The organism is Sphingomonas sp. HT-1 (genome assembly GCF_048568905.1).
GTDB lineage: Bacteria > Pseudomonadota > Alphaproteobacteria > Sphingomonadales > Sphingomonadaceae > Sphingomonas.
This window is the reverse complement of the sequence record NZ_CP183770.1, coordinates 721,813-744,751: the sequence shown is the minus strand read 5'-3', so window position 1 is coordinate 744,751 and position 22,939 is coordinate 721,813. Positions and strand designations below refer to the sequence as shown.

General features: G+C 65.5%; 22 protein-coding genes. 2 read left to right on the top strand and 20 right to left on the bottom strand.

The window, feature by feature from the left end:
• Window positions 1–7: 7 nt before the first annotated feature.
• The 20 genes from nuoL to ACNFJ7_RS03425 all read right to left on the bottom strand — a co-directional run bounded on the left by nuoL (window position 8) and on the right by ACNFJ7_RS03425 (window position 19,280).
• Window positions 8–2,095 (bottom strand): NADH-quinone oxidoreductase subunit L, encoded by a 2,088-nt coding sequence (gene nuoL / locus ACNFJ7_RS03520; RefSeq protein WP_019367951.1) that lies wholly within the window; start codon window positions 2,093–2,095, stop codon window positions 8–10.
• Complete coding sequence (nuoK, locus tag ACNFJ7_RS03515; protein ID WP_019367952.1) at window positions 2,095–2,400, bottom strand: NADH-quinone oxidoreductase subunit NuoK; 306 nt, start codon at window positions 2,398–2,400, stop codon at window positions 2,095–2,097. Before nuoK ends, nuoL begins: the two co-directional genes overlap by 1 nt.
• The gene (locus tag ACNFJ7_RS03510) at window positions 2,397–3,008 is read right to left on the bottom strand and encodes an NADH-quinone oxidoreductase subunit J (RefSeq protein ID WP_019367953.1); all 612 of its coding nucleotides are present in this window, start codon (window positions 3,006–3,008) and stop codon (window positions 2,397–2,399) included. The genes nuoK and ACNFJ7_RS03510 overlap by 4 nt, the downstream gene beginning before the upstream one ends.
• A 33-nt stretch (window positions 3,009–3,041) precedes the next feature.
• Window positions 3,042–3,527, bottom strand: a complete 486-nt coding sequence (nuoI, locus tag ACNFJ7_RS03505) for an NADH-quinone oxidoreductase subunit NuoI (RefSeq protein WP_010545143.1) — start codon at window positions 3,525–3,527, stop codon at window positions 3,042–3,044.
• A complete protein-coding gene (nuoH, locus tag ACNFJ7_RS03500) occupies window positions 3,524–4,573 on the bottom strand; it encodes an NADH-quinone oxidoreductase subunit NuoH (protein WP_019367954.1) in 1,050 nt (349 codons plus the stop codon). Before nuoH ends, nuoI begins: the two co-directional genes overlap by 4 nt.
• Window positions 4,570–6,588 (bottom strand): NADH-quinone oxidoreductase subunit NuoG, encoded by a 2,019-nt coding sequence (gene nuoG, locus ACNFJ7_RS03495; protein WP_019367955.1) that lies wholly within the window; start codon window positions 6,586–6,588, stop codon window positions 4,570–4,572. Before nuoG ends, nuoH begins: the two co-directional genes overlap by 4 nt.
• Window positions 6,588–7,892 (bottom strand): NADH-quinone oxidoreductase subunit NuoF, encoded by a 1,305-nt coding sequence (gene nuoF / locus ACNFJ7_RS03490; protein WP_019367956.1) that lies wholly within the window; start codon window positions 7,890–7,892, stop codon window positions 6,588–6,590. The genes nuoG and nuoF overlap by 1 nt, the downstream gene beginning before the upstream one ends.
• Window position 7,893: 1 nt before the next feature.
• Window positions 7,894–8,061, bottom strand: coding sequence for a hypothetical protein (locus ACNFJ7_RS03485; RefSeq protein ID WP_156804349.1), 168 nt, complete (start codon window positions 8,059–8,061; stop codon window positions 7,894–7,896).
• Window positions 8,061–8,729 carry a complex I 24 kDa subunit family protein gene (locus ACNFJ7_RS03480; protein ID WP_019367958.1) on the bottom strand — a complete coding sequence of 223 codons (669 nt, stop codon included), beginning with the start codon at window positions 8,727–8,729 and terminating at the stop codon, window positions 8,061–8,063. The genes ACNFJ7_RS03485 and ACNFJ7_RS03480 overlap by 1 nt, the downstream gene beginning before the upstream one ends.
• Window positions 8,729–9,067: a nuclear transport factor 2 family protein gene (locus ACNFJ7_RS03475; RefSeq protein ID WP_019367959.1), complete on the bottom strand. Its 339-nt coding sequence runs from the start codon at window positions 9,065–9,067 to the stop codon at window positions 8,729–8,731. Before ACNFJ7_RS03475 ends, ACNFJ7_RS03480 begins: the two co-directional genes overlap by 1 nt.
• Window positions 9,064–10,293, bottom strand: a complete 1,230-nt coding sequence (locus ACNFJ7_RS03470) for an NADH-quinone oxidoreductase subunit D (protein ID WP_019367960.1) — start codon at window positions 10,291–10,293, stop codon at window positions 9,064–9,066. Before ACNFJ7_RS03470 ends, ACNFJ7_RS03475 begins: the two co-directional genes overlap by 4 nt.
• Complete coding sequence (locus tag ACNFJ7_RS03465) at window positions 10,290–11,126, bottom strand: NADH-quinone oxidoreductase subunit C (RefSeq protein WP_019367961.1); 837 nt, start codon at window positions 11,124–11,126, stop codon at window positions 10,290–10,292. Before ACNFJ7_RS03465 ends, ACNFJ7_RS03470 begins: the two co-directional genes overlap by 4 nt.
• Complete coding sequence (locus ACNFJ7_RS03460; protein WP_019367962.1) at window positions 11,123–11,662, bottom strand: NuoB/complex I 20 kDa subunit family protein; 540 nt, start codon at window positions 11,660–11,662, stop codon at window positions 11,123–11,125. Before ACNFJ7_RS03460 ends, ACNFJ7_RS03465 begins: the two co-directional genes overlap by 4 nt.
• Window positions 11,653–12,027 (bottom strand): NADH-quinone oxidoreductase subunit A, encoded by a 375-nt coding sequence (locus tag ACNFJ7_RS03455; protein ID WP_019367963.1) that lies wholly within the window; start codon window positions 12,025–12,027, stop codon window positions 11,653–11,655. Before ACNFJ7_RS03455 ends, ACNFJ7_RS03460 begins: the two co-directional genes overlap by 10 nt.
• A gap of 129 nt (window positions 12,028–12,156) precedes the next feature.
• Window positions 12,157–13,575 carry a chemotaxis protein CheW gene (locus ACNFJ7_RS03450; RefSeq protein ID WP_019367964.1) on the bottom strand — a complete coding sequence of 473 codons (1,419 nt, stop codon included), beginning with the start codon at window positions 13,573–13,575 and terminating at the stop codon, window positions 12,157–12,159.
• Between the two features lie 2 nt (window positions 13,576–13,577).
• Window positions 13,578–16,046 (bottom strand): PAS domain-containing methyl-accepting chemotaxis protein, encoded by a 2,469-nt coding sequence (locus ACNFJ7_RS03445; protein ID WP_019367965.1) that lies wholly within the window; start codon window positions 16,044–16,046, stop codon window positions 13,578–13,580.
• Window positions 16,047–16,172: 126 nt separating this feature from the next.
• Window positions 16,173–16,988 carry an inositol monophosphatase family protein gene (locus ACNFJ7_RS03440; protein WP_058805440.1) on the bottom strand — a complete coding sequence of 272 codons (816 nt, stop codon included), beginning with the start codon at window positions 16,986–16,988 and terminating at the stop codon, window positions 16,173–16,175.
• Window positions 16,989–17,107: 119 nt separating this feature from the next.
• A complete protein-coding gene (efp, locus tag ACNFJ7_RS03435; protein WP_010545156.1) occupies window positions 17,108–17,671 on the bottom strand; it encodes an elongation factor P in 564 nt (187 codons plus the stop codon).
• 39 nt (window positions 17,672–17,710) lie between these two features.
• On the bottom strand, window positions 17,711–18,283 hold the full coding sequence (locus ACNFJ7_RS03430; RefSeq protein WP_019367967.1) for a M23 family metallopeptidase: 573 nt from the start codon (window positions 18,281–18,283) through the stop codon (window positions 17,711–17,713).
• A 4-nt stretch (window positions 18,284–18,287) separates the two neighbouring features.
• On the bottom strand, window positions 18,288–19,280 hold the full coding sequence (locus tag ACNFJ7_RS03425; RefSeq protein ID WP_050990118.1) for a L,D-transpeptidase family protein: 993 nt from the start codon (window positions 19,278–19,280) through the stop codon (window positions 18,288–18,290).
• Between the two features lie 208 nt (window positions 19,281–19,488).
• On the opposite strand from ACNFJ7_RS03425, the gene ACNFJ7_RS03420 reads away from it, so the two are divergent.
• Window positions 19,489–20,265 (top strand): AcvB/VirJ family lysyl-phosphatidylglycerol hydrolase, encoded by a 777-nt coding sequence (locus tag ACNFJ7_RS03420; protein WP_019367969.1) that lies wholly within the window; start codon window positions 19,489–19,491, stop codon window positions 20,263–20,265.
• Window positions 20,266–20,340: 75 nt separating this feature from the next.
• Window positions 20,341–22,932: a bifunctional lysylphosphatidylglycerol flippase/synthetase MprF gene (gene mprF, locus ACNFJ7_RS03415; RefSeq protein ID WP_019367970.1), complete on the top strand. Its 2,592-nt coding sequence runs from the start codon at window positions 20,341–20,343 to the stop codon at window positions 22,930–22,932.
• Window positions 22,933–22,939: the final 7 nt, after the last annotated feature.

Below are 22,939 nucleotides of genomic sequence, written 5' to 3'. Positions count from 1 at the left end.
GATTCCATCACCTCGCAATGACCCAGGTGAGCGCGGCGGTGAGCCCGATCAGCATGACGAAGGCATAGGTGTAGAGATACCCCGATTGCAGCTTGACGGCCCCGAAGCTTCCGAACTGCACCAGGCGCGCCGCGCCATTGGGGCCGAACCGGTCGATCGTCTGCTCGTCGCCGCGCTTCCAGAACAGCCGCCCGATGGCGAACGCGGGACGCACGAAGAGCAGGTTGTAGAGCTCGTCGAAATACCATTTGTTGAGCAGGAACAGGTACAGCGGACGCACCTGCTCGGCGAAGGCCGCCGGGAAGCCCGGCGAAACGATGTACGCGAAGATCGCGGTGCCCAGGCCCAGCAGCATCGCCACCGTGGCCGAGAGCTTCACCCACACCGGCACTTCATGCATCGCGTGCATCAGATGCTCGTTGAAGGCCAGCGCGCCGTGCCAATAGGTCTCGCCCGCGCTCGGCTCGATAAACGCGCCGTGGAAGACGAAGCCGGCCAGCACTGCACCGATCGACAGCAGAACCAGCGGGATCAGCATGACAAGCGGGCTCTCGTGCGGGTGATAGCCCGCCGTGCCGTCGCCGTGATCGTGCGCGTGATGATGGTCATGGCCGTGCGCGTCGTGCGCGGCATGGGCATGATCGTCATGCGCGTGATCGTCATGGCCGTGGCCGTGCGCGTCGTGCACCGCGTGCTGGATATGCTCGGAAGCTGCCCAGCGCGGCTTGCCGTGGAAGGTGAGGAACACCACGCGCCACGAGTAGAAGCTCGTCAGCAGCGCGACGACCACGCCGACCCAGAACACGCCGGTGTTGCCCGAAGCGAAGGCCGCTTCGATGATCGCGTCCTTCGAGTGGAAGCCGGCAAAGCCGAACGCCACCGGATTGCCGAACAGCGCGGGGATGCCGACGCCGGTGATCGCGAGCGTGCCCGCCATCATCGCCGTGTAGGTCAGCGGGATCTTCTTCCAGAGGCCGCCATAATAGCGCATGTCCTGCTCGTGGTGCATCGCATGGATCACCGAGCCGGCGCCGAGGAACAGCAGCGCCTTGAAGAAGGCGTGCGTGAACAGGTGGAACATCGCCGCGCCGTACGCGCCGACGCCCGCTGCGAAGAACATGTAGCCGAGCTGCGAACAGGTCGAATAGGCGATCACGCGCTTAATGTCGGTCTGCGTCGTGCCGACGGTGGCGGCGAAGAAGCAGGTAGCCGCGCCGATCACCATCACGACGTGCATCGCGACCGCACTCTGCTCGAACAGCGGCGACATGCGGCAGAGCATGAACACGCCCGCGGTCACCATGGTCGCGGCGTGGATCAGCGCCGACACCGGGGTCGGGCCTTCCATCGCGTCCGGCAACCAGGTGTGCAGGCCGAGCTGCGCCGACTTGCCCATCGCGCCGACGAACAGCAGCAGGCAGAGCACGGTGATCGTGTCGAAGCGATAGCCGAGGAAGCCGATCGTCGAACCCGCATGGTTCGGCGCCGCCGCCAGGATCGTCGGAATGTCGACGGTGCCGAACACCAGGAACACGCCGAAGATGCCGAGCATGAAGCCGAGGTCGCCGACGCGGTTGACCACGAAGGCCTTGATCGCTGCGGCATTGGCGCTAGGCTTGCGGAACCAGAAGCCGATCAGCAGGTAGGACGCGAGACCCACGCCTTCCCAGCCGAAGAACATTTGCACCAGGTTGTTCGCGGTCACGAGCATCAGCATCGCGAAGGTGAACAGCGACAGGTACGCGAAGAAGCGTGGCTGGTCCGGCTCCTCGCTCATATAGCCCCAGCTATAGAGATGGACGAGCGCCGACACGCTGGTGACCACCACGAGCATCACCGCGGTCAGCGCGTCGACGCGCAGTTCCCAGGCGAAGCTCATCGTGCCCGAGGTCATCCAGTGCAGCACCGGGGTGACCGTCGGCGCGGCCGAGCCGCTCAGGTAGGAGAGGAAGATCGGCCAGGACAGGCCGCACGCCACGAACAGCGAGCCCGTGGTGACGATCTTGGGCAGCGCGGCGCCGAACGACTTGTTCACGAGCCCCGCAACGGCTGCCGCGAGAAGCGGCAGGAATGTGATGATCAGAATGGACGACATCAGCCCTGCATCCGATTGACGTCGTCGACCGAAATCGTGCCGCGACCGCGGAAATAGATGACCAGGATCGCAAGGCCGATCGCGGCCTCACCGGCGGCGACGGTCAGCACGAACATCGCGAACACCTGGCCGACCAGATCGCCGAGGAACGACGAGAAGGCGACGAGATTGAGGTTCACCGCCAGAAGGATCAGCTCGATCGCCATCAGGATGACGATCAGGTTCTTCCGGTTCATGAAGATGCCGAGCACCCCCATGGTGAACAGGATGGCCGAGACGACCAGATAATGGGTTAGCGAGATCACAGCTCCATCCCCTGCCCGACCGCCGGGTTCATGTTACGGGTGGCGTCCTTCGCACGGCGGGCGTTCTGGCGCGCAATGTTCTGCGGCCGCACGTCGCTGCGCTTGCGGTAGGTCAGCACGATCGCACCGATCATCGCGACGAGCAGCACCAGGCCGGCGCCTTCGAACACGAACAGGTAGCGCGTGTAGAGCAGCTGGCCGATCGCTTCGATGTTCGGCACGCCGTCCTGCACCGGGGCGACGCGGCGGCCGAGCGCCAGCGTGCCGGCGCTCCAGGCGCCCACCGCGACGATGATCTCGGCGACCAGCGCTAGCGCCAGCAGCAGGCCGACCGCGGCATACTTCATCACGCCCGCGCGGAGCTCGGTGAAGTCGATGTCGAGCATCATCACGACGAACAGGAAGAGCACCGCGACCGCGCCGACATAAACGATCACCAGCAGCATGGCGATGAATTCGGCGCCCACGAGCACCATCAGGCCCGCAGCGTTGAAGAACGCCAGAATGAGCCAGAGGACGGAATGTACCGGGTTACGCGACAGGATCGTGCAGGCGCCGGAGACGCACACGATGATCGCAAACAGGTAAAAGGCGAGAAGCTGGATCACGGAATCGGATGGCCCCTTTGAATGGTGCGGCGCTTAACGGTACGGCGCGTCGGCGGCAAGGTTCGCCGCAATCGCGCGTTCCCAGCGATCGCCGTTCGCGAGCAGCTTATCCTTTTGATAAATCAGCTCTTCACGCGTTTCGGTGGAAAATTCGAAATTCGGCCCCTCGACGATCGCATCGACCGGGCAGGCTTCCTGACACAGGCCGCAGTAAATGCACTTGGTCATGTCGATGTCGTAGCGCGTCGTGCGGCGGCTGCCGTCGTCGCGCGGCTCGGCCTCGATCGTGATCGCCAGCGCCGGGCACACCGCCTCGCACAGCTTGCACGCGATGCAGCGCTCTTCCCCATTGGGATAGCGGCGCAGCGCATGCTCGCCGCGGAAGCGGGGCGAGAGCGGGTTCTTCTCGTACGGATAGTTGATCGTCGCCTTGGGCTTGAAGAAATACTTCAAGGTCAGGGCGTGCGCCTTCACGAACTCCCACAGAGTCCAGGTGCGGACGAAACTTGCGACGCTCATGCGGGCACTCCAACCCGGGTCAGCATGAGAAACCCGGAAACGAGGAAGACGAAGAGAAGCGACAGCGGCAGGAAGATCTTCCAGCCCAGGCGCATCAGCTGGTCGTAGCGATAGCGCGGGACGGTGGCCTTCACCCAGCTGAAGCAGAAGAAGAAGAACAGCATCTTGGCGAACAGCCAGAGAATGCCCGGCACCATATACAGCGGCGCCCAGTCGAACGGCGGGAGATACCCACCCCAGAACAGCGTGGCGTTGAGCGCGCACATCAGGATGACGTTGGCATATTCGCCGAGCCAGTAGAGCGCGAAGGCCATCGACGAATATTCGGTCTGATAGCCCGCGACCAGCTCCGACTCCGCTTCGGTCAGGTCGAACGGCGCGCGCTGCGTCTCGGCGAGCGACGAGATGAAGAACACGATCGCCATCGGGAAGAGCAGCGGGTTGACGAAGTTGCCGTTGACGAAGCCGTAATAGCCCTTCTGCGCCTCGACGATCGCGCCGAGGTTGAAGGTGCCAGCCCAGAGCACGACCGAGATCAGCACGAAGCCGATCGAGACTTCATAGCTCACCATCTGCGCAGCAGCGCGGATCGCCGAGTAGAACGGGTACTTCGAGTTGGACGACCAGCCCGCGAGGATGATGCCGTACACGCCCAGCGACGAGGCCGCGAGCACGTAGAGCAGGCCGACATTGATGTTCGACAGCGCGACGCCCGCCTGGAACGGCACCACCGCCCACACGATCAGCGCGACCGTGAAGGTGATGATCGGCGCGAGCAGGAACAGGCCCTTGTTCGCACCCGACGGGATGATGGTTTCCTGCAGGAACACCTTCAGGCCGTCGGCGAAGGACTGGAGCAGGCCGAGCGGACCGACGACGTTCGGGCCGCGGCGCAGCGCCATCGCCGCCCAGATCTTGCGATCGGCATAGATGATCATGGCCACGGCCAGCATCACCGGCAGCGCGATCACCAGAATGTCGATGATCGTGGCGATGAACCAGGACCAGCCGTACGGCAGGCCGAGAGCGGTAAACCAGGAGGTCATTCTGCGGCCTCTGCGAAATCTTCGCCATGGAGCAGTTCGGCCGAGCAGCGCTGCATCGTCGGCGACGCACGGCAGATGGCGTTGGTGAGATAGAAGTCAGCGATCGGATAGGTCACCGGACCCGACGCCTGGCTGGGCAGCGACGGCGGGTTCCACGCGAACTCGGCCAGACCTTCCTGGCCGAGCGCCGGAACCTCGCCCGCCATCGCGGCGCGCAGCTCGTCGAAGCTGTCGAACGGCAGCGTGCGGCCGAGCTTTTCGGACAGCGCGCGCAGGATCGTCCAGTCCTCGCGCGCCTCGCCCGGTGCGAACACCGCGCGATCGGCGCGCTGCACGCGGCCTTCGAGGTTGACATAGGTGCCCGGCTTCTCGGCATAGGTAGCACCCGGCAGGATCACATCGGCATGATGCGCGCCCTGGTCGCCATGGTGGCCGATATAGACCTTGAAGCTGCCGGCGAACTTCGAGAAGTCCACCTCGTCGGCGCCCAGGAAGAAGGCGAGCTTCGGCGATGCCGCGACGATGTCGGCAATGCCGCCCTTCTGCGCATAGCCGAGCATCAGGCCGGCCATCCGCGCCGCCGCGGTGTGGACGACGTTGAAGCCGTTCCATGCAGCCTCGGTCTCGGTCGCGGCGCGCTGGAAGGCACCCGCGATCGCGAGCGCGGCACCATGGCCGTTCTTGAGCGCGCCGGGGCCGAGGATCAGCGCCGGCTTCTTGGCATTGTCGATCGCCTGGGCGAGATTTTCCGGCAGGCTGCCCAGCAGCCCCAGATCGTCACCCAGCCACTCGACCTTGTAGGTCAGGTCGACCTGCGGGCCGATCGCGAACACCTTGGCACCGCGCTTGATCGCCTTGCGCACGCGGGTGTTCACCAGCGGCGCTTCCCAGCGCAGATTGGTGCCGACCAGCAGGATCGCATCCGCCTCTTCGAGCGCCGCGATGGTGGTGTTGAACGCCACCGCCGACAGGCTCGACGTGTCATAGGCCATGCCGGTCTGGCGGCCTTCGAGCAGGTCCGAACCGAACGCCTTCACCAGCGCCTTGGCGGCATACATGGTCTCGGCATCGAGCAGGTCGCCGGCGATCGCCGCGACGCTCGAACCGGCATTGGCGGCCACGCCCGCGATAGCGTCGAACGCTTCTTCCCAGCTCGCCGGGACCAGCTTGCCGTCCTTGCGGACGAACGGGCGGTCGAGACGGCGGCGGACCAGCGCGTCGACATGGTAGCGGGTCTTGTCGTGCGCCCACTCCTCGTTCACGTCCTCGTTGATGCGCGGCAGGACGCGCATCACCTGACGGCCGCGGCTGTCGAGGCGGATGTTGGTGCCGACCGCGTCCATCACGTCGATCGACAGGTTCCGCTTGAGCTCCCAGGGGCGATATTCGAACGCGACCGGCTTGTGGGTCAGCGCGCCGACCGGGCACAGGTCCGCGACATTGCCCGAAAGCTCGCTCTTGAACGCCTTTTCGAGATAGGTCGTGATCTGCATGTTCTCGCCGCGATAGATCGCGCCGATATCCTCCACGCCGGCCACTTCCTCGCCGAAGCGGACGCAGCGGGTGCACTGGATGCAGCGGGTCATCACCGTCTTGATGATGGGGCCCATATATTTCTCGGTGACCGCGCGCTTGTTTTCCTCATAGCGCGACTGGCCACGACCATAGGCGACCGACTGGTCCTGCAGGTCGCACTCACCGCCCTGATCGCAGATCGGGCAATCGAGCGGGTGGTTGATCAGCAGGAATTCCATCACGCCTTCGCGCGCGGCCTTCACCATCGGGCTGTCGGTGCGGACTTCCTGATTGTCGGCGGCCGGCAGCGCGCACGAAGCCTGGGGCTTGGGCGGTCCGGGCTTCACCTCGACCAGGCACATGCGGCAATTGCCGGCGATGCTCAGCCGTTCATGATAGCAGAAACGCGGAATCTCCTTGCCCGCGGCCTCGCAGGCCTGGAGCACAGTGGCGCCCTGCGGCACCTCGACTTCGATTCCGTCAACCTTGAGCTTGGGCATTACTCTGCCGCCTCTTGCATGGTTTCGATGCCGCCCGACTTGCGCTCGTTGATACGGCGCTCGATCTCGGGGCGGAAATGGCGGATCAGGCCCTGGATCGGCCAGGCGGCCGCATCGCCCAGGGCGCAGATGGTGTGGCCTTCGACCTGCTTGGTCACCTGCTGCAGCGTGTCGATCTCGCTGATGTCGGCGTCGCCGGTGCGCAGCCGCTCCATCACGCGCCACATCCAGCCGGTGCCTTCGCGGCACGGCGTGCACTGGCCACAGCTCTCATGCTTGTAGAAATAGGAGAGCCGGCTGATCGCGCGGACGATGTCGGTCGACTTGTCCATCACGATCACGGCGGCGGTGCCGAGGCCCGAGCCGAGCGCGCGCAAGCCGTCAAAGTCCATCGGGCAGTCCATGATCTGGGCTGCCGGCACCAGCGGCACCGACGAACCGCCCGGGATCACCGCGAGCAGATTGTCCCAACCGCCGCGAATGCCGCCGCAATGCTTCTCGATCAGCTCGCGGAACGGGATCGACATGGCCTCCTCGACCACGCACGGCTTGTTCACATGGCCCGAGATCTGGAAGAGCTTGGTGCCCTTGTTGTTCTCGTTGCCGAAGCTGGCGAACCATTCGGGACCACGCCGCAGGATCGTCGGCGCAACCGCGATCGACTCGACGTTGTTGACCGTGGTCGGGCAGCCATAGAGGCCCGCACCCGCCGGGAACGGCGGCTTGAGGCGCGGCTGGCCCTTCTTGCCTTCCAGGCTCTCGATCATCGCGGTCTCTTCGCCGCAGATGTACGCGCCGGCGCCGCGATGGACGAACACGTCGAAGTCATAGCCCGAACCGCAGGCATTCTTGCCCAGCAGGCCGGCGGCATAGGCCTCGGCGACGGCTGCGAACAGCGTCTCGGCCTCGCGGATATATTCGCCGCGGATGTAGATATAGGCCGCCCGCGCGCGCATCGCGAAGCCAGCAACCAGCGCGCCTTCGATCAGCAAATGCGGATCGTGGCGGATGATCTCGCGGTCCTTGCACGAGCCGGGCTCGGATTCGTCTGCATTGATGACGAGGAAGCTCGGACGCTCGGGCGTCGGGTTCTTCGGCATGAAGCTCCACTTCATGCCCGTCGGGAAGCCGGCGCCGCCACGCCCGCGCAGGCCCGAGGCCTTGATGCGGTCGATGATGGTGTCCTGCCCCAATTCCAGCAGCGCCTTGGTGTTGTCCCACGCGCCGCGCGCACGGGCGGCGTCGAGGTGCCACGACTGGTAGCCGTAGAGATTGGTGAAGATGCGGTCCTTGTCCTGAAGCACCTTAGCGTCCCTTCCCGACCAGCTTCTGTACGAACAGATAGAAGACTACGGCCAGACCGATCAGGACGAGCGTCCCGATCAAGTTAAATGCAAGCTCGAGCACCCAGCCGAGCACGACGATACCGCCGATGATGGCCAGGATGGTGACGATGAGGCTGTTGCCCCGCATCACCATTCGCCCCGATAGTCATGGTTCTCATGGACCATCGCGGTAAGCGTCGTCGGACCGCCGAGCGGCTCGACGGTGTGACGGCCCGGCTCCTGCGTACCGGTCTTGGGGCTCTCGCCCTTGGCCAGCGCGTCGAGGATCGCGAGCGTCCGATCATAGTCGAGATCTTCGAAATTGTCGTCGTTGATCTGTACCATCGGCGCCGACGAGCAATTGCCCATGCACTCGACCTCGGTGAGCGTGAACAGCCCGTCCGCGGTGGTGTGGCCCTTCTTGAGCCCGCGTGCCTTGCACGCAGCCATCACATCGTCCGACCCGCGCAGCATGCACGGCGTGGTGCCGCAGACCTGCACATGGTAGCGGCCGACCGGCACCAGATTGAACATGGTGTAGAAGGTCGCGACCTCGAACACGCGAATATAGGGCATGTCCAGTTCGCGCGCGACGAACTCGATCACCGGAACCGGCAGCCAGCCCTGCGTGTTTGTCTCCGCGCCCACCTGGCGCTGCGCCAGATCGAGGAACGGGATGGTGCACGACATCTGGCGGCCCGCCGGATAGCGCGCCATGATCTCGCGCGCCTTCTCGGCGTTGGCCGGCGTCCAGGCGAAATTGCCCCAGCGCGCGCGGACTTCCGCTTCGTCGGGGAGTTGGGGTGCGTCAGCCATCAGCGGATAAACTCCACCCGATCGACCTTGTCGTCGGAGAACGTATAAATGGACATCACCTCGAAGGGCTCGGCCTCGGGCGAGCGCGACACCTTCTCGTGCAGCACGACGGTCTCGCCGAGCGCATAGGAGGACAGGATGTCGGCACGGTTGTGCGGAAACTCGGCGAACATCGCCTTCAGCCCCGAACGCACGCCTTCGCGGCCCTCGCGCAGCACGGCGCCGCGATAGGTCGCCTCGCAGGCGCCGTCGGTCATCAGCTCGACATAGCCGTCGGCATCCTGCGCGTTGTACCGCGCGATCATTTCATGGGTCGTGGCGATACGATCCGTGCTCAACGGTCGCACTCCCCGAACACGATGTCCATCGCGCCCAGAATGGCGGTGATGTCGGCGAGCATATGGCCCTTGGACATGAAGTCCATCGCCTGGAGGTGGCTGAACGCCGTCGGGCGCACCTTGCAGCGATACGGCTTGTTGGTGCCATCCGAGACCAGGTACACGCCGAATTCGCCCTTGGGGCTCTCGGTTGCGACATACACTTCGCCCGCCGGCACGTGATAGCCTTCGGTGAAGAGCTTGAAGTGATGGATCAGCGCTTCCATCGACTGCTTCATCTCGCCGCGCTTCGGGGCCCCTACCTTGCGGTCGAGCGTCAGGACCGGGCCTTCCGGCATGTCCTGGATGCACTGCTTGATGATGCGGGCCGACTGGTAGACTTCCTCGACGCGGACCATGAAGCGATCATAGCAATCGCCGCGGGTGCCGACCGGGATCTCGAAGTCGACGCGGTCGTACACGTCATAGGGCTGCGCGCGGCGGATATCCCACGGAATGCCGGCGGCGCGGATCATCGGGCCGGAGAAGCCCCACTTGATCGCGTCCTCGCGGCTCACCGTCGCGATGTCGACGTTGCGCTGCTTGAAGATGCGGTTCTCGGCGACCAGGCTGATCGCGTCACCGAACAGCTGCGGCAGGCGCGTGTCGAGCCATTCCGCGATGTCGTTCAGCAGCTTGACCGGCACGTCCTGACGCACCCCGCCGACGCGGTAATAGTTCGAGTGCATGCGCGCACCCGACGCCCGCTCGAAGAAGTTCAGGCAGTCCTCGCGGATCTCGAACATCCACAGGTTCGGCGTCATCGCGCCGACGTCCATCACGTGCGAACCGAGGTTCAGCATGTGGTTGCAGATTCGGGTCAGCTCGGCGAACAGCACGCGGAGATACTGGCCGCGCAGCGGCACCTCGAGATCGAGCAGCTTCTCGACCGCGAGGACGAAGCTGTGCTCCATCGCCAGCGGCGAACAGTAATCGAAGCGATCGAAATAGGGCAGCGCCTGGGTGTAGGTCTTGTACTCGATCAGCTTTTCGGTGCCGCGGTGGAGCAGGCCGACATGCGGATCGATGCGCTCGATGATCTCGCCATCCAGTTCGGTGACGAGACGGAGCACGCCGTGCGCCGCGGGATGCTGCGGGCCGAAGTTGATCGTGTAGTTCGCGATCGAGGTATCGCCCGTCGCCGGGTCGACATCGCGCTCCATGATCTTGGCTACGGTATCGCTCATTTGTTCTGCCCTTCGCCCTTGGTCGGGATCACGTCCGGATCCTTGGGCTTTTCGCCGGGCTGGTTGCCCGGATGCGGCTGGCCGGCGCCGGTCTGGGCCGGGCTGTCGGTGGTCTTGGTGTCCTTGCCCTGCGCCGGCTCGCTCTTGGCGGCGGCGGTGTCGGCGCTCGCGACTTGGGCGGCGGCAGCCGGCGTGGGCGCCCCCTTGGCCTGCGGCTGCGGCGCCTTCTCGTCGCCGGGCAGCACATATTGCGCACCTTCCCACGGGCTCATGAAGTCGAAGTTGCGGAAGTCCTGCGCCAGGCTGACCGGCTCATAGACCACGCGCTTCGCCTCTTCCGAGTAGCGCACCTCGACATACCCGGTCATCGGGAAGTCCTTGCGCAGCGGATGGCCCTGGAAGCCATAGTCGGTCAGGATGCGGCGGAGATCGTCATTGCCCTCGAACAGCACGCCGTACATGTCGTACGTCTCGCGCTCGAGCCAGCCGGCGACCGGCCAGATGTCGGTCACGCTCGGCACCGGCTTTTCCTCGTCGGTGATGACGCGGACGCGGATACGGTGGTTCCGGGTGAACGACAGCAGCTGGTAGACGACGTCGAAGCGCTCCGCGCGCTGCGGATAGTCGACACCGGCGATCTCGCTGAGCTGCTGATATTCCAGGCCCGGCGTGTCGCGCAGCGCGATCATCGCGTCGCACAGCTTCTCGCGGACGACGGTGAGCGACACTTCGCCCACGGCGTCCTTCGCCTCGACCAGCATGTCGCCGAGCGCGGCCTTGGCCGCCTCGATCACGCCGTCGTTCGCGGCATAGCGGGGAGCCGGCGCCCTCACCGGTCCAGGCTCCCGATGCGGCGGATCTTCCGCTGCAGCTGCATCACGCCGTAGAGCAGCGCCTCAGCAGTCGGCGGGCAGCCGGGGACGTAGATGTCCACGGGCACCACGCGATCGCAGCCGCGCACGACGCTGTAGCTATAGTGGTAATAGCCGCCGCCATTGGCGCAGCTGCCCATCGAAATCACGTATTTCGGTTCCGACATCTGGTCATAGACCCGGCGAAGCGCCGGGGCCATCTTGTTGCACAGCGTGCCCGCGACGATCATCACGTCCGACTGGCGCGGCGACGCGCGCGGGGCGGCGCCGAAGCGCTCCATGTCGTAGCGCGGCATGTTGACGTGGATCATCTCCACCGCGCAGCATGCGAGGCCGAAGGTCATCCACCACAGCGAGCCGGTACGGGCCCACTGGAACAGCTCCTCGGTGGAGGTGACCAGGAAACCCTTGTCCGAAATCTCGGCATTGATGTCGTTCAGGAAGCCGACGTCCGGGAGGGTCCCCGGCGGGGGCGGCGCCGAAAGCTCTACTCCCATTCCAGGGCTCCCTTCTTCCACGCATAGATTAGGCCGAGCGCCAGCTCGGCGAAAAAGATCATCATCGAAATCCAGGCGGTCCAGCCCAGGGTGAACACGCTCACCGCCCAGGGGTAGAGGAACGCCGCCTCGAGATCGAACACGATGAACAGGATGGCAACGAGGTAGAAGCGCACGTCGAACTGGCTGCGCGAATCCTCGAAGGCGGGGAAGCCGCACTCATATTCGGTGAGCTTTTCCGGCGTCGGCTTGTTCGTGCCGGTCAGGCGCGAGACGAGCATCGGCAGGAACACGAACGTGCCCGAGAGCAACAGGGCGATCCCCAGGAATATCAGGATCGGGAGATATTGTGACAGGTCGACCAATGGCCTTCTCTTCTCGCGACTGCGGAATCTTGAGCGGCTTCTAGGACCATGATCCCGGTGCGGCAAGGCCTGGAACCGCTGAGAATCATTCGCAATTGTTAAGGGGCGGTGAATAGGTCCGGAGCGGCTTTATCCAAGTGTATGAATTCGGATCGAATGCGCCGTCCCCTCGATCGTTGCGGGTACGAACCGCGCCCCGGGGCTTCCCCCAGGGACAGGGAGGGCAGGCGCGTTGATGATCGTCGCCAGCCGCTGGGCGAGGAAGCCGCGCGCGCCCTGCCCTTCTTGGTCGCGGGCGATGATCAGCAACTTGGCCTCGTCCGGCGCTGCACCCGGCTCGACGCCGTAGACCGAGATCGGCGCGCCGCGATGATCGGTGAGGCCGCACAAACCCGAAGGGCCCTCGATTGGCGAGGAAAGCCCGCGGAACGGCACCACTTCGCGGATCGCGTCGAGCGGGGTGGCGAGCAGCCGGGCACCGGTGTCGAAGATCAGGAAGGCGCTGGTGGCGGTGGCGTCCGCGCGGGGTCCGCTGGTGCCGCCGCCCGTCGCGGCCGTGGGCTGCCGGCACATCGCCGCCATCGCCTGGATTGCGGGATCGGCACGCACCGCCGCGCTGTCGAGCACGAGATTCTGCCCGCCGGCAGGATCGGTCGCGATGGACGCGAACAGCGTGTTGCGCCCTGCCAGCTCCACCGGCATCGGGCCGAACTTGTCGTCGGCGATCCGCGCGACGCTGCGCACGCTCTCCACGTGCCAGCCCACCAGCTTGTCCGGCGCGATCCGCAGCAGGATCACCGGACCCTGCGACTCTTCCGGCGTCGCGCCCTCGAGCCCCAGCGTCGCCAGCTGATCGAAGACGCGGACGTCGCGCCCGAGATAGTTGACGCTGCGCGACCAGCCGGGCGCGGGAACCGCACAGCGCCGCAGGCTGATCGCAGGCGCGGTGCTCTCCACCAGATGGCTGTCGATGGCGATGTCCACGCCGGCGACGGTCACCAGCACGAACGGCCTTCCGCGCCTGAGCGCCGAGTTCCCCGCGTCGCGCGGGACGCAACGGACCAGCGGCAGGCCGGGCAGGCCGAACAGCGCCTCGGGATCGAGGATGCCGACAAGATGCGCCTCGCGGACGAAGGCGCGATCCACCAGCCGCGCCGCGCCGGCCGAATCGACCAGCGCGCGCACCGCCGAAACGGGGATGCGGTACAGCCCCGACACCGCGTCGATGCGGAGCCCGAGCAGCAGGTCGTCCCGACGCAGCACCACCACCGTGCCGCCCGCGCCGGTTTCGGCGGCGAAGCCGAGCAGGATGCTGACATCGACGACGGGGATCACGTCGCCGCGTACGCCGATCGATCCGATCAGCGCCGGGTGGCTGCCGAAACGGGGCCCAAGCGCGAGCGGGCACGGCACGACCTCGCGCACCCAGTCGACCGGCACCGCGAATTCGACGCCGCACAGGCGGAGCAGCCCGACATCGAGATGCCGTCGCCCGGCCTCCCCTGCCACCGCCTCCGCCACCGCGTCATGCTCCACCCCCTCGCGCATGATCAGATCGCGCTGTGGGTGGACGTTGCCAGCTCGCCGATCATGGCGACCACCTGGCGCGACGTCTCGCGCTGGGCGCTGACCGACTGGGCGATGCCGGAAATCGCGCCGGTCGTCTTGTCGACGCACCCGGCGATCGCCTCGAACGCATCACGGGCCGAGCGCGAGCGTTCGGTGCCCTGGGTGACGCGCTCGCTCGACTCGCCGATCAGCCGGGTGATCTCCTCCGCCGCCGAGGCGCTGCGCTCGGCGAGCTTGCGCACCTCTTCGGCGACGATCGAGAAGCCGACACCGTGCTCGCCGGCGCGCGCCGCCTCGATCGCGGCGTTGAAGGCGAGCAGGTTGGTCTGGCCGGCAAGGTCGCCGATCACGTCGACGATGCTGGAGATCTTCTTCGACGACGCCGCCATCAGCTCCATCGATTCGATCGTGCCCTCGATCGCGCTGGTGCCGCGATCGGCCGCCGCCTGGGTCTCGCTGGCGAGGCCCGTGGCGCTGCAGGCGCCCTCGCTGATCGTCTTGATCGCCTCGGAGAGATCGCCGACGACGCCCTGCATCTGCTCGGTCTTGGCGGCGATCTTGCGCTCGAGCATCACCTGGTCGGTGACGTCATAGGCATATTTGATCACCCGCGACGGATTGCCCTGCAGGTCGAACACAGGCGAGTAGCTCGCCTGGATGAACACGTCGCGGTCATATTTACCGATCCGGTGGAAACGGCCCGATTGCCCCTCGCCGCGCCCGAGCGAGCGCCAGAAATCGCCATATTCCTTCGACTTGAGATGCGTCGGATCGACGAACATCGAATGGTGTCGCCCCTGGATCTCGCGCAGGGTATAGCCCATGGTCGACAGGAAATTCTCGTTCGCGGTGAGGATCTCGCCGTCAAGGCTGAACTCGATGGTGGCGAGGCTGCGGTCGACCGCCTGGGCGCGGCTCTTGCCCTCGATCGCCGCCTTCTTGCGCTCGGTGATGTCGTGCGCGAACTTGACCACTTTCACGACGTTACCGAGACCATCGAAGATCGGATTGTAGGTTGCGTTGAGCCAGATCTCCGCGCCGGCCTTGTTGCGGCGGCGGAAGTCGCCGGCGATGTACTCGCCATGCGCCAGGTCCGCCCAGAATCGCGCATATTCCGGCGAATTCACCAGTTCGGCATCGCAGAAGATCTTGTGATGCTTGCCGATCACGTCATCCCGCCGATAGCCGGTGGTCGCCAGGAAATTCTCGTTCGCGTCGAGCACGATCCCGTCGGGGGTGAATTCGATCACCGCCTGGGCGCGACTGATCGCCGCGACCTTGCCCTCCGCGTCCGCCGCCCGCAGCTTCTGCTCGGTAATGTCATAGGCATATTTGACGACCCGGATCAGTTTCCCGTCGGCATCGACAATCGGATTGTAGGTCGCCCGGATCCAGACGCGACGACCGTCCTTCCCGATGCGCGGGAAGACTCCCGCCTGGAATTCGCCCGCGGCGAGCGCGCGCCAGAAGCTGTTATACTCCTCCGTCTTAACATAGTCGGGATCGCAGCAGGTGCGGTGATGCTTGCCGATCAGCTCGCTACGCTCATAGCCCATCGTCTGCAGGAACATGTCGTTCGCGGCGACGACATAGCCGCTGGTGTCGAACTCGATCACCGCGGTCGAGCGATCGATTGCCGCCAGCTTGCCGGCGGCCTCGGCGCTTTCCGTCTGTTGCTTGGTCACGTCCATCGCGAACTTGACGATCTTCACCGGCAGGCCCTGATGATCGAGGATCGGATTGTAGGTGGCCTGGATCCAGCGGACGGTGCCGTCCTTGGCGACGCGCTTGTAGAGTCCGCCATCGAACTCGCCGTTCCCCAGCCGCTCCCAGAACTGGCGATAGGCGGGCGACCGGGCATATTCCGCCGTGCAGAACATGCGGTGATGCTGACCGATCAGCTCTTCCACCTTGTAGCCGAGCAGCTCACAGAAATTCTCGTTGGCGCCGAGCACGCGCCCGGACAGATCGAACTCGATCATCGCCGTCGCGCGGCTGAAGGCGTTGAGCACACTGCGGTTGAGCGCCGCCTCGATCTGCACGCCGCGAACGTCCCGCGCGATCAGAACGACGCGCTGCACCGTGCCGGTGGCGTCGGTGATCGGGGCATAATGACCGGCGAGCCAGGCATCCTTCCCCTCGCAGCCGTTGCGCCGCGCCGTCTCCTCGATGGTCTCGCCCGCGCGCAGCCGATCCCAGAAGGCGGCATAGGCGGGGCTGGCGGCATAGTCGGCGTCGCAGAAGAAGCGGTGATGCTCGCCGACCACGGTCTCGAGCACGCAGCCCATGGCGTCGAGAAACAGCTGGTTCGCCCGCAGCAACGTGCCGTCCGGGCTGAACTCGGCCACGGCGTAGAGCCGGTCCAGCACCGTGCCGACAACCTTGCAGAAGGCCTCGTCCTCAGCCTTTGCGCGCCGCCCATTGCCCAGGCCCGTCACTTCCATGTTCATGCGCCGTTCGTCCCGTCTCAGGCCGGCATTTTCGCCGGGGCCTTTTCAGGAACTTATAGAACGGTAACCGAACGAACCGGCTGGGAAACAAAGTTAATTCTAGGATCCCTACTCTTACGAGTGACCTCAACGCAGGGCGTTGGCGACCAGCTTGTGGAGCTTGGAGTGCAGCCCGTCATTGGCAGCGAGGAACTGGTTGCGCTGCATCGCCATGTCCTGGCCGCGATAGTCGGTGACGAACCCACCGGCTTCCTTCACCAGCAGCATGCCGGCGGCCACGTCCCAGGGCTTCAGGTCCGATTCCCAATAGCCGTCGAACCGGCCCGCCGCGACCCAGGCGAGGTCGAGCGCGGCCGAGCCCAGCCGGCGGATGCCCGCCACTTCGGGCGCCACCGCACCGAAGATGCGGCTCCATTCGGCGAAATTGCCATGGCCCATGAACGGAATGCCGGTGGCGATCAGCGATTCCGAGAGATCGCGGCGCGAGGAGACGCGCAGGCGCTGGTCCTGCAGCCAGGCGCCGCGGCCCTTCTCGGCCCAGAAGCTCTCGTCGGTCAGCGGCTGGTAGACCAGGCCATGGGTGATCTCCGGCTTGCCCTGCGATCCGTTCGGATCCTCCACCGCGATCGCGATCGAGAAATGCGGGATGCCGTGGAGGAAATTGGTGGTGCCGTCGAGCGGATCGACGATGAAGCGCGGCTTGTCCGGATCGCCCGGCAGTTCGCCGCCTTCTTCGGCGAGGATGCGCCAGTCGGGCCGCGCCTTGCGCAGTTCCTCGATCAGCGTCTGCTCGGCGCGCTTGTCGGCCATGCTCACGAAATCGGCCGGGCCCTTGCGGCTGACCTGCAGGTGCTGGACCTCGTTGAAGTCGCGACGCAGGCGGGGTGCCGCCTTGCGTGCGGCGCGGTCCATGACGGTGAGAAGGCCGGAATGCGCTACCATATCAATCTTTCTCCCTGCCGCAGTTGCGGGGGACTATGGAAGGCCTGACCCGAAAACGGGAAAAGGGGACGCAGGCCTGCCGTCCCCTTCCCTTCGCATGTTCGGCCGAAGCCGGCAGATCAGTCCGCGCGGCGGACGTAGGTCTGCTCGTACACGTCGACGACGATGCGCGTGCCCGATGCGATGTGCGGCGGCACCATGATACGCACGCCGTTGTCGAGCACGGCCGGCTTGTACGAGGACGAGGCCGTCTGGCCCTTCACCACCGCATCGGCCTCGACGATCGTCGCTTCGATCGTGTCGGGCAGCTGCACACTGATCGGCTCTTCGTCATAGAGCTCCATCAGCACGTCCATGCCGTCCTGCAGGAAGGCCGCGGCCTCGCCGAGCAGATCGCGCGGCAGCGTCGTCTGGTCGTAGGTTTCCTTGTCCATGAACACGAGCATGTCGCCTTCCGGATACAGGAACTGGAAATCCTTGGTGTCGAGGCGCACGCGCTCCACGGTCTCGGCCGAGCGGAAGCGGACGTTGTTCTTGCGACCGTCGCGCAGGTTCTTGAGTTCGACCTGCATATAGGCACCGCCCTTGCCGGGCTGGGTGTGCTGAATCTTGACGGCGCGCCAGATGCCGCCCTCATATTCGATGATGTTGCCGGGACGGATGTCCACGCCGCTGATCTTCATGGATCGTGCCTGTTGTTGAGAAAGAGCTGAGCGCGGCCCTTAGCTCCGGCCGGGCTTTCCCGCAAGCAGTGGATAGGGATCGATGTTCCGGCCCTCCCACCAGCGCTCGCCCGGCGCCATCTCCTTCACCTCCAGGTGGAGGTGGGGCGGCCCGCCGGCGGCACTGCCGCTGTCGCCAACCGTAGCGATCGGCTGCCCCTGGCGAACGATCGCGCCCTCTGCCACGCCAATCGTATCGAGGTGCGCATAATAGTGCACGCCCCCGCCGTCGGGGGTGCGGATATACAAGGTGTGGCCGCCGAGCCCGCTTTCGAACCGCTTTTCGACGGTGCCGCTCGCCGCGGCGAGCACCGGCGTGCCCTTGGGCGCAAGGATGTCGATCGCATGATGCTCGCGGTCGCCATCCCCACGCGGCTCTCCCCAATTGCTATGCAGAGCCGACACGGGCACGCCCTGCACCGGCACAATCAGGCCCGATGCCCCCGACGCGGGCGCAGATCGCGCCGCCTCGACTCGCGGTACCTGCCCGGCCGGCAGCACCCGCACGCGCGAGACCAGCAGCGCCAGCAGCGCTACCGTCACCAGCCCGACGATCACGCCCCGACGCCGCATTGCACTATTCCTGAAAGATCGCCGGCGTACCGGGCTTCACCATCAGCGCGAGGCGCGCGGCATCCCAATTGGTCAGGCGGATGCAGCCATGGCTTTCCGATCGCCCGATCGTCTGCGGCTCGGGCGTGCCGTGGATGCCGTAATGCTCCTTGGACAGGTCGATCCATACCACTCCCACCGGCCCGTTCGGGCCCGGCGGCAACATGGCGGGATCGTCGCTCTTCTTGGCATCCCAGAACAGGTCTGGATTATAATGAAACTTAGGATTGGTATCTAAACCATTGATCTTCCAACGTCCTATGGGCAATGGATCATGCTCGCTGCCCATGGTCGCGCTGAACTGGGCCACAAGGCGATTGCCGCTGCCATAGACCTTCAGCACCCCTTCCGATTTATCGACTACCAGATGGTCTGCCTTGGGCTGCGTTGCATCGACGTTCAGCATGCTGAGCGTCTGCCGCCATTCCGGCTTCATATCGTCGGGGTAGGCGCGCGACGAGGGCAGCGCATTGGGAAAGCGGAACACCGCACCGGTACGAATCGCCCGTCCACCGGGGTTCAGTTCCACCAGCACCTCGGGGGTGGTGTGGAACATTTCCGCTAGCTTCTCCAGCGGGCGGCGATAGGCCAGCGCGGACAGCTTGCTTTGTTCGGGCAGGTTCTTGGGGATGGGATCGACAAATGGTCCCGCCATCGCGTCAGCTGAGACTGCCAGCGTCTTCACGGGGCGCAAGCGGCGATACTGGTGCAGCACCTTCAGCGTCGCGGCATCGATGGTGCCTGTCACGGCAAGGCCGCGCGCTTCCTGGAAGCCGCGCAACGCCGCGGTCAGCGACTGTCCGGGGCGACCATCGAGAATACCGGGCGAGAAGCCGAGGTGATCGAGAATGACCTGCACATGGAGAATATTGAAATCGATGACCGAGCGCGGCGGCGCGGGCTGCGCCAGCGCGGGAATGCTAACGCAGCACAATGCCAACCCCAAAGCCTTCCGCACGTAAGCGACCTCCCCATCCATTCAGGCGTTGGTGGGGTAACGACTTATAAGGCCGGTTGTTTCCACACAGAAACAGAGTGGACAGGCGGGCGCCACCATGCCCTAGTGCGAACATGCGGCGGAATCCTCTAGAAACGGGACGACGGGTTCGGGCGATCGGGCGCGGTTCCTTCATCCGCCCTTCAGCAACGGGAGCATAAGGCAAGCGATGGTGCCGAACCCTTCCCGCCTCCTGTATCAGCGCCCCGGCTGGAAAGGCTGGGCAGCGATCCTGATCGCCCTGCTGGGCCTTGCCGCACTCGGCGTCTACTGGAGCGCAGGATTTCTCGACCGGGATCCGGTGCGCACCTTTACCATGCCGCCGTCTCCGCAAACCAGCGGCGCGCAAGTTGCCGCGGTGTTCTTCTCCGGCGACATGGGAATGCGCTACGGCATGGGGCCATATGTGGTCGAAGCGCTTTCGGGTGCCGGCGTACCCGTCTACGCCGTCGCCAGTTCCACGGCCTTCGCACACCACCGCAGCCATGCCGAAGTGACGGCGCTGGTGGCGGAGTCCGTGCGGCAGGCGATGCGCCGCTCCGGCGCCAGCAGAGTGGTGGTGATTGGCCAGTCTTTCGGGGCGGACATGGTCCGGGTAGGGCTGGCAGCGATGCCCGCCGATCTCCGGCCGAAGGTGGCCGCCCTCGTGCTGGTCGTGCCGGGTGCCACCGCCTATTTCCGCGCCGATCCGCTGGGCCTCGCCTATATGGGTACGCCCGATGAAGATGCCGCGGCAGCACATGGGATCGATTGGCTGCCCGTCACCTGCATCCGCGGGGCGGACGAGAAGGATAGCCTTTGCCCCAGCCTGCTTGCCCCCAATGTACGACGCATCACCTTACCCGGGGGACATTATCTACGCATGGATCATGACTTGCTGGTGCGCACGGTCTTGGGTGCGCTGACCCCTGTTCTGGGCGCACACCTGGAAGCCCCGACACCCTGATCGGCCGACTGCGGACTGATTGCACCTGAAGCGGCGCGGCGATAAGGACCCGCACGGCGTTCCCGGGGGAAGCAGATGCAGAGTTCAGGAACGGACGCGCCGCGGGATGTGAAGTCGGTGACATCGCGGACCGCGGCGTGGTTCTCGCGGCATCGCCGGGCGCTGCTGATCGCACTGGCGGTAGCGATCACGCTCATCGGGTTCGAAGCGGTCCGCGCCATCCTTGCCGAGGTGCATCTTCGCGACGTGCGCCACGCGCTGCATCAGATCGGCGCGCCGCGGCTCGCGCTCGCGCTCGCGCTCACCACGGCTTCCTATCTGTCGCTTACGCTCTACGACTGGTTCGCAGTGCGCACGATCGGCTATAAGCTGCCGTGGCGCACGGCGGCACTGGCTTCGTTCACCAGCTACACGATCAGCCACAATCTGGGCCTCTCGCTACTTACCGGGGGCACGGCACGGCTGCGGGCCTATCACGCGGCAGGCCTGGACTTCGCCGATGTCGCCCGGGTTACGTTGATCGCCTCCGGCACTTTTTGGGCCGGAGTCCTCGCGGTAACGGCGGCCGCCCTGATGGCGGCATCGCATCCGATTGCCGTGGCGGGGAACCTGTTGCCGGTATGGTTGCTCCACGGCGTCGGCGCGGCGATTGGGCTCGCCATTGCCGGGCTGTTCGTGCTGCGCACCCGGGGGCTGACCATGCTCCGGCTCGGCGCCGCCACGCTGCCCCTGCCGCGCCCGCGGCTAATGGCCGGGCAGATCGGCATCGCCGCGCTCGACCTGGCCTGTGCATCGGGTGCGCTGTTCGTACTGGTGCCGCATGCTGATCCCGCGCTGATCGGCGGGTTCTTCCTTGCCTATGCGCTGGCGATTGTGGTGGCGCTGGTCACGCATGTGCCGGGCGGCATCGGCGTATTCGAAGCGACGATGCTGGCGCTGGTGCCGATTGGCCACAGCGACCTGTTCGCAGCGCTGCTGCTGTACCGGCTGCTCTATTACTTCCTGCCGCTGCTGGTTGCGGGCGTGCTGCTGGCGATGATCGAGGGTCGGCGTCTACGCCACCCGATCGCCGCCGGGCTCAGTGTCGCGCATCGCCTCGGACAGGCGCTGGCGCCACCGCTGCTGGCCCTGCTCGTCTTCGGCGGAGGACTGGTGCTGCTCGTCTCCGGCGCGCTGCCGCCGGCGCACGGGCGGATGCACCCGCTGCATGCGATCCTGCCCCTACCCTTTGTCGAGGCCTCGCACTTCGCTGCCAGCCTGGTGGGCAGCGCCCTGCTGCTAACCGCGCCCGCCGTGCAGGCGCGGCTTAAAAGCGGCTTTCACGCAGCTCGGTTGCTGCTGGTAGCCGGCGCCGCTTTCTCCTTGCTGAAGGGCGTCGATTATGAAGAAGCGACGGTCCTGCTAGTCGTTGCCGCGCTGTTGCAATATGCGCGGCCGGGTTTTTACCGCAGCGCCGGGATCGGATCGGCGCCGGTGGCGCGCTGGTGGTGGGCCGCAGCGCTGATCGCGGTCCTGCTGAGCGCGTGGGCGGGTTTCTTCGCCTATAAGCGTGTGCCCTACACCGACGATCTGTGGTGGGATTTCGCCTGGCGCGGCAATGCCCCTCGTTTCCTGCGCGCCACGCTGGGCGCGACGATGCTGCTGGTCGGCTGGGCCTTTTGGCGGCTGATGTCCGCCTCGCCCCGTATCGTCGGGCAGCAGACGCTAGATGCCGATGTCGCAGCCCGGGCGATCGCGGCCAGCAGCCGGGCCGACGCCATGCTTGCCTTCACCGGCGACAAGGAGTTCCTCGTCTCCGCCTCGGACGACGCCTTCCTGATGTATCGCGTGCAGGGGCGCACATGGGTGGTGATGGGCGACCCCGTCGGGCCGGAGACGGCCTGGTCGGAACTGATCTGGGAAATTCGCCGTCGCTGCGATGCCGCTCACGGCCGGCTTTGCCTGTTCCAGGTGAGCGCTGCGGCACTGCCGCTGGTCGTCGAACTAGGGCTCCAGCCGATGAAATATGGCGAAGAGGCGCTGATCGATCTCCGCCATGGCTATGATCTGAAAGGCGCGGCGTTCAAATCGCTTCGCTATTCGGTAAACCGCGCCACCGCCGAAGGGCTGATATTCGAGGTTCTGCCCGCCGCAGCCGTCCCCGCCGAGCTCCCCGAATTGCAACGGGTCTCCGATGCGTGGTTGGGGGGCAAGCCCGGTGCCGAGAAGCGCTTCAGCCTTGGCGGGTTCGATGCCGACTATCTCGCACGGTTTGACTGCGCGGTGCTGCGCTTGCAGGGAGAGATCGTCGCCTTCGCAAACATCTGGGAGACGCCAAACCGCGAGGAAATGTCGGTCGATCTGATGCGCCATCTGCCAGATACGCCTTATGGCGCGATGGACCTGCTCTTCGTGCGACTGCTGCAATATGGCGCCAGCCAAGGTTTCGAGCGGTTCAACCTTGGAATGGCGCCGCTTTCGGGCCTGAAGCCGGGGCCGCTCGCGCCGATCTGGTCCCGCCTGGGCGCGGCGGTGTACGGACATGGTGAGCGCATCTACGGCTTTTCGGGCCTACGCGCGTTCAAGGCGAAGTTCGCCCCGCAATGGGTGCCGCGCTATATCGGCACATCCCCCGGCGTATCGGCACCGCGCGCGCTCGTAGATGTCGCCATGCTGGTGGGCGGTTAGCCCTTGG

Coding starts and splice junctions, on each gene's coding strand:
- nuoL (WP_019367951.1), bottom strand. CDS start 2,095: ATGTCGTCCATTCTGATCATCACATTCCTGCCGCTTCTCGCGGCAGCC.
- nuoI (WP_010545143.1), bottom strand. CDS start 3,527: ATGAGCGTCGCAAGTTTCGTCCGCACCTGGACTCTGTGGGAGTTCGTG.
- nuoH (WP_019367954.1), bottom strand. CDS start 4,573: ATGACCTCCTGGTTTACCGCTCTCGGCCTGCCGTACGGCTGGTCCTGG.
- nuoG (WP_019367955.1), bottom strand. CDS start 6,588: ATGCCCAAGCTCAAGGTTGACGGAATCGAAGTCGAGGTGCCGCAGGGC.
- ACNFJ7_RS03485 (WP_156804349.1), bottom strand. CDS start 8,061: ATGCGGGGCAACAGCCTCATCGTCACCATCCTGGCCATCATCGGCGGT.
- ACNFJ7_RS03480 (WP_019367958.1), bottom strand. CDS start 8,729: ATGGCTGACGCACCCCAACTCCCCGACGAAGCGGAAGTCCGCGCGCGC.
- ACNFJ7_RS03470 (WP_019367960.1), bottom strand. CDS start 10,293: ATGAGCGATACCGTAGCCAAGATCATGGAGCGCGATGTCGACCCGGCG.
- ACNFJ7_RS03460 (WP_019367962.1), bottom strand. CDS start 11,662: ATGGGAGTAGAGCTTTCGGCGCCGCCCCCGCCGGGGACCCTCCCGGAC.
- ACNFJ7_RS03450 (WP_019367964.1), bottom strand. CDS start 13,575: ATGCGCGAGGGGGTGGAGCATGACGCGGTGGCGGAGGCGGTGGCAGGG.
- ACNFJ7_RS03445 (WP_019367965.1), bottom strand. CDS start 16,046: ATGAACATGGAAGTGACGGGCCTGGGCAATGGGCGGCGCGCAAAGGCT.
- ACNFJ7_RS03440 (WP_058805440.1), bottom strand. CDS start 16,988: ATGGTAGCGCATTCCGGCCTTCTCACCGTCATGGACCGCGCCGCACGC.
- efp (WP_010545156.1), bottom strand. CDS start 17,671: ATGAAGATCAGCGGCGTGGACATCCGTCCCGGCAACATCATCGAATAT.
- ACNFJ7_RS03430 (WP_019367967.1), bottom strand. CDS start 18,283: ATGCGGCGTCGGGGCGTGATCGTCGGGCTGGTGACGGTAGCGCTGCTG.
- ACNFJ7_RS03420 (WP_019367969.1), top strand. CDS start 19,489: ATGGTGCCGAACCCTTCCCGCCTCCTGTATCAGCGCCCCGGCTGGAAA.
- mprF (WP_019367970.1), top strand. CDS start 20,341: ATGCAGAGTTCAGGAACGGACGCGCCGCGGGATGTGAAGTCGGTGACA.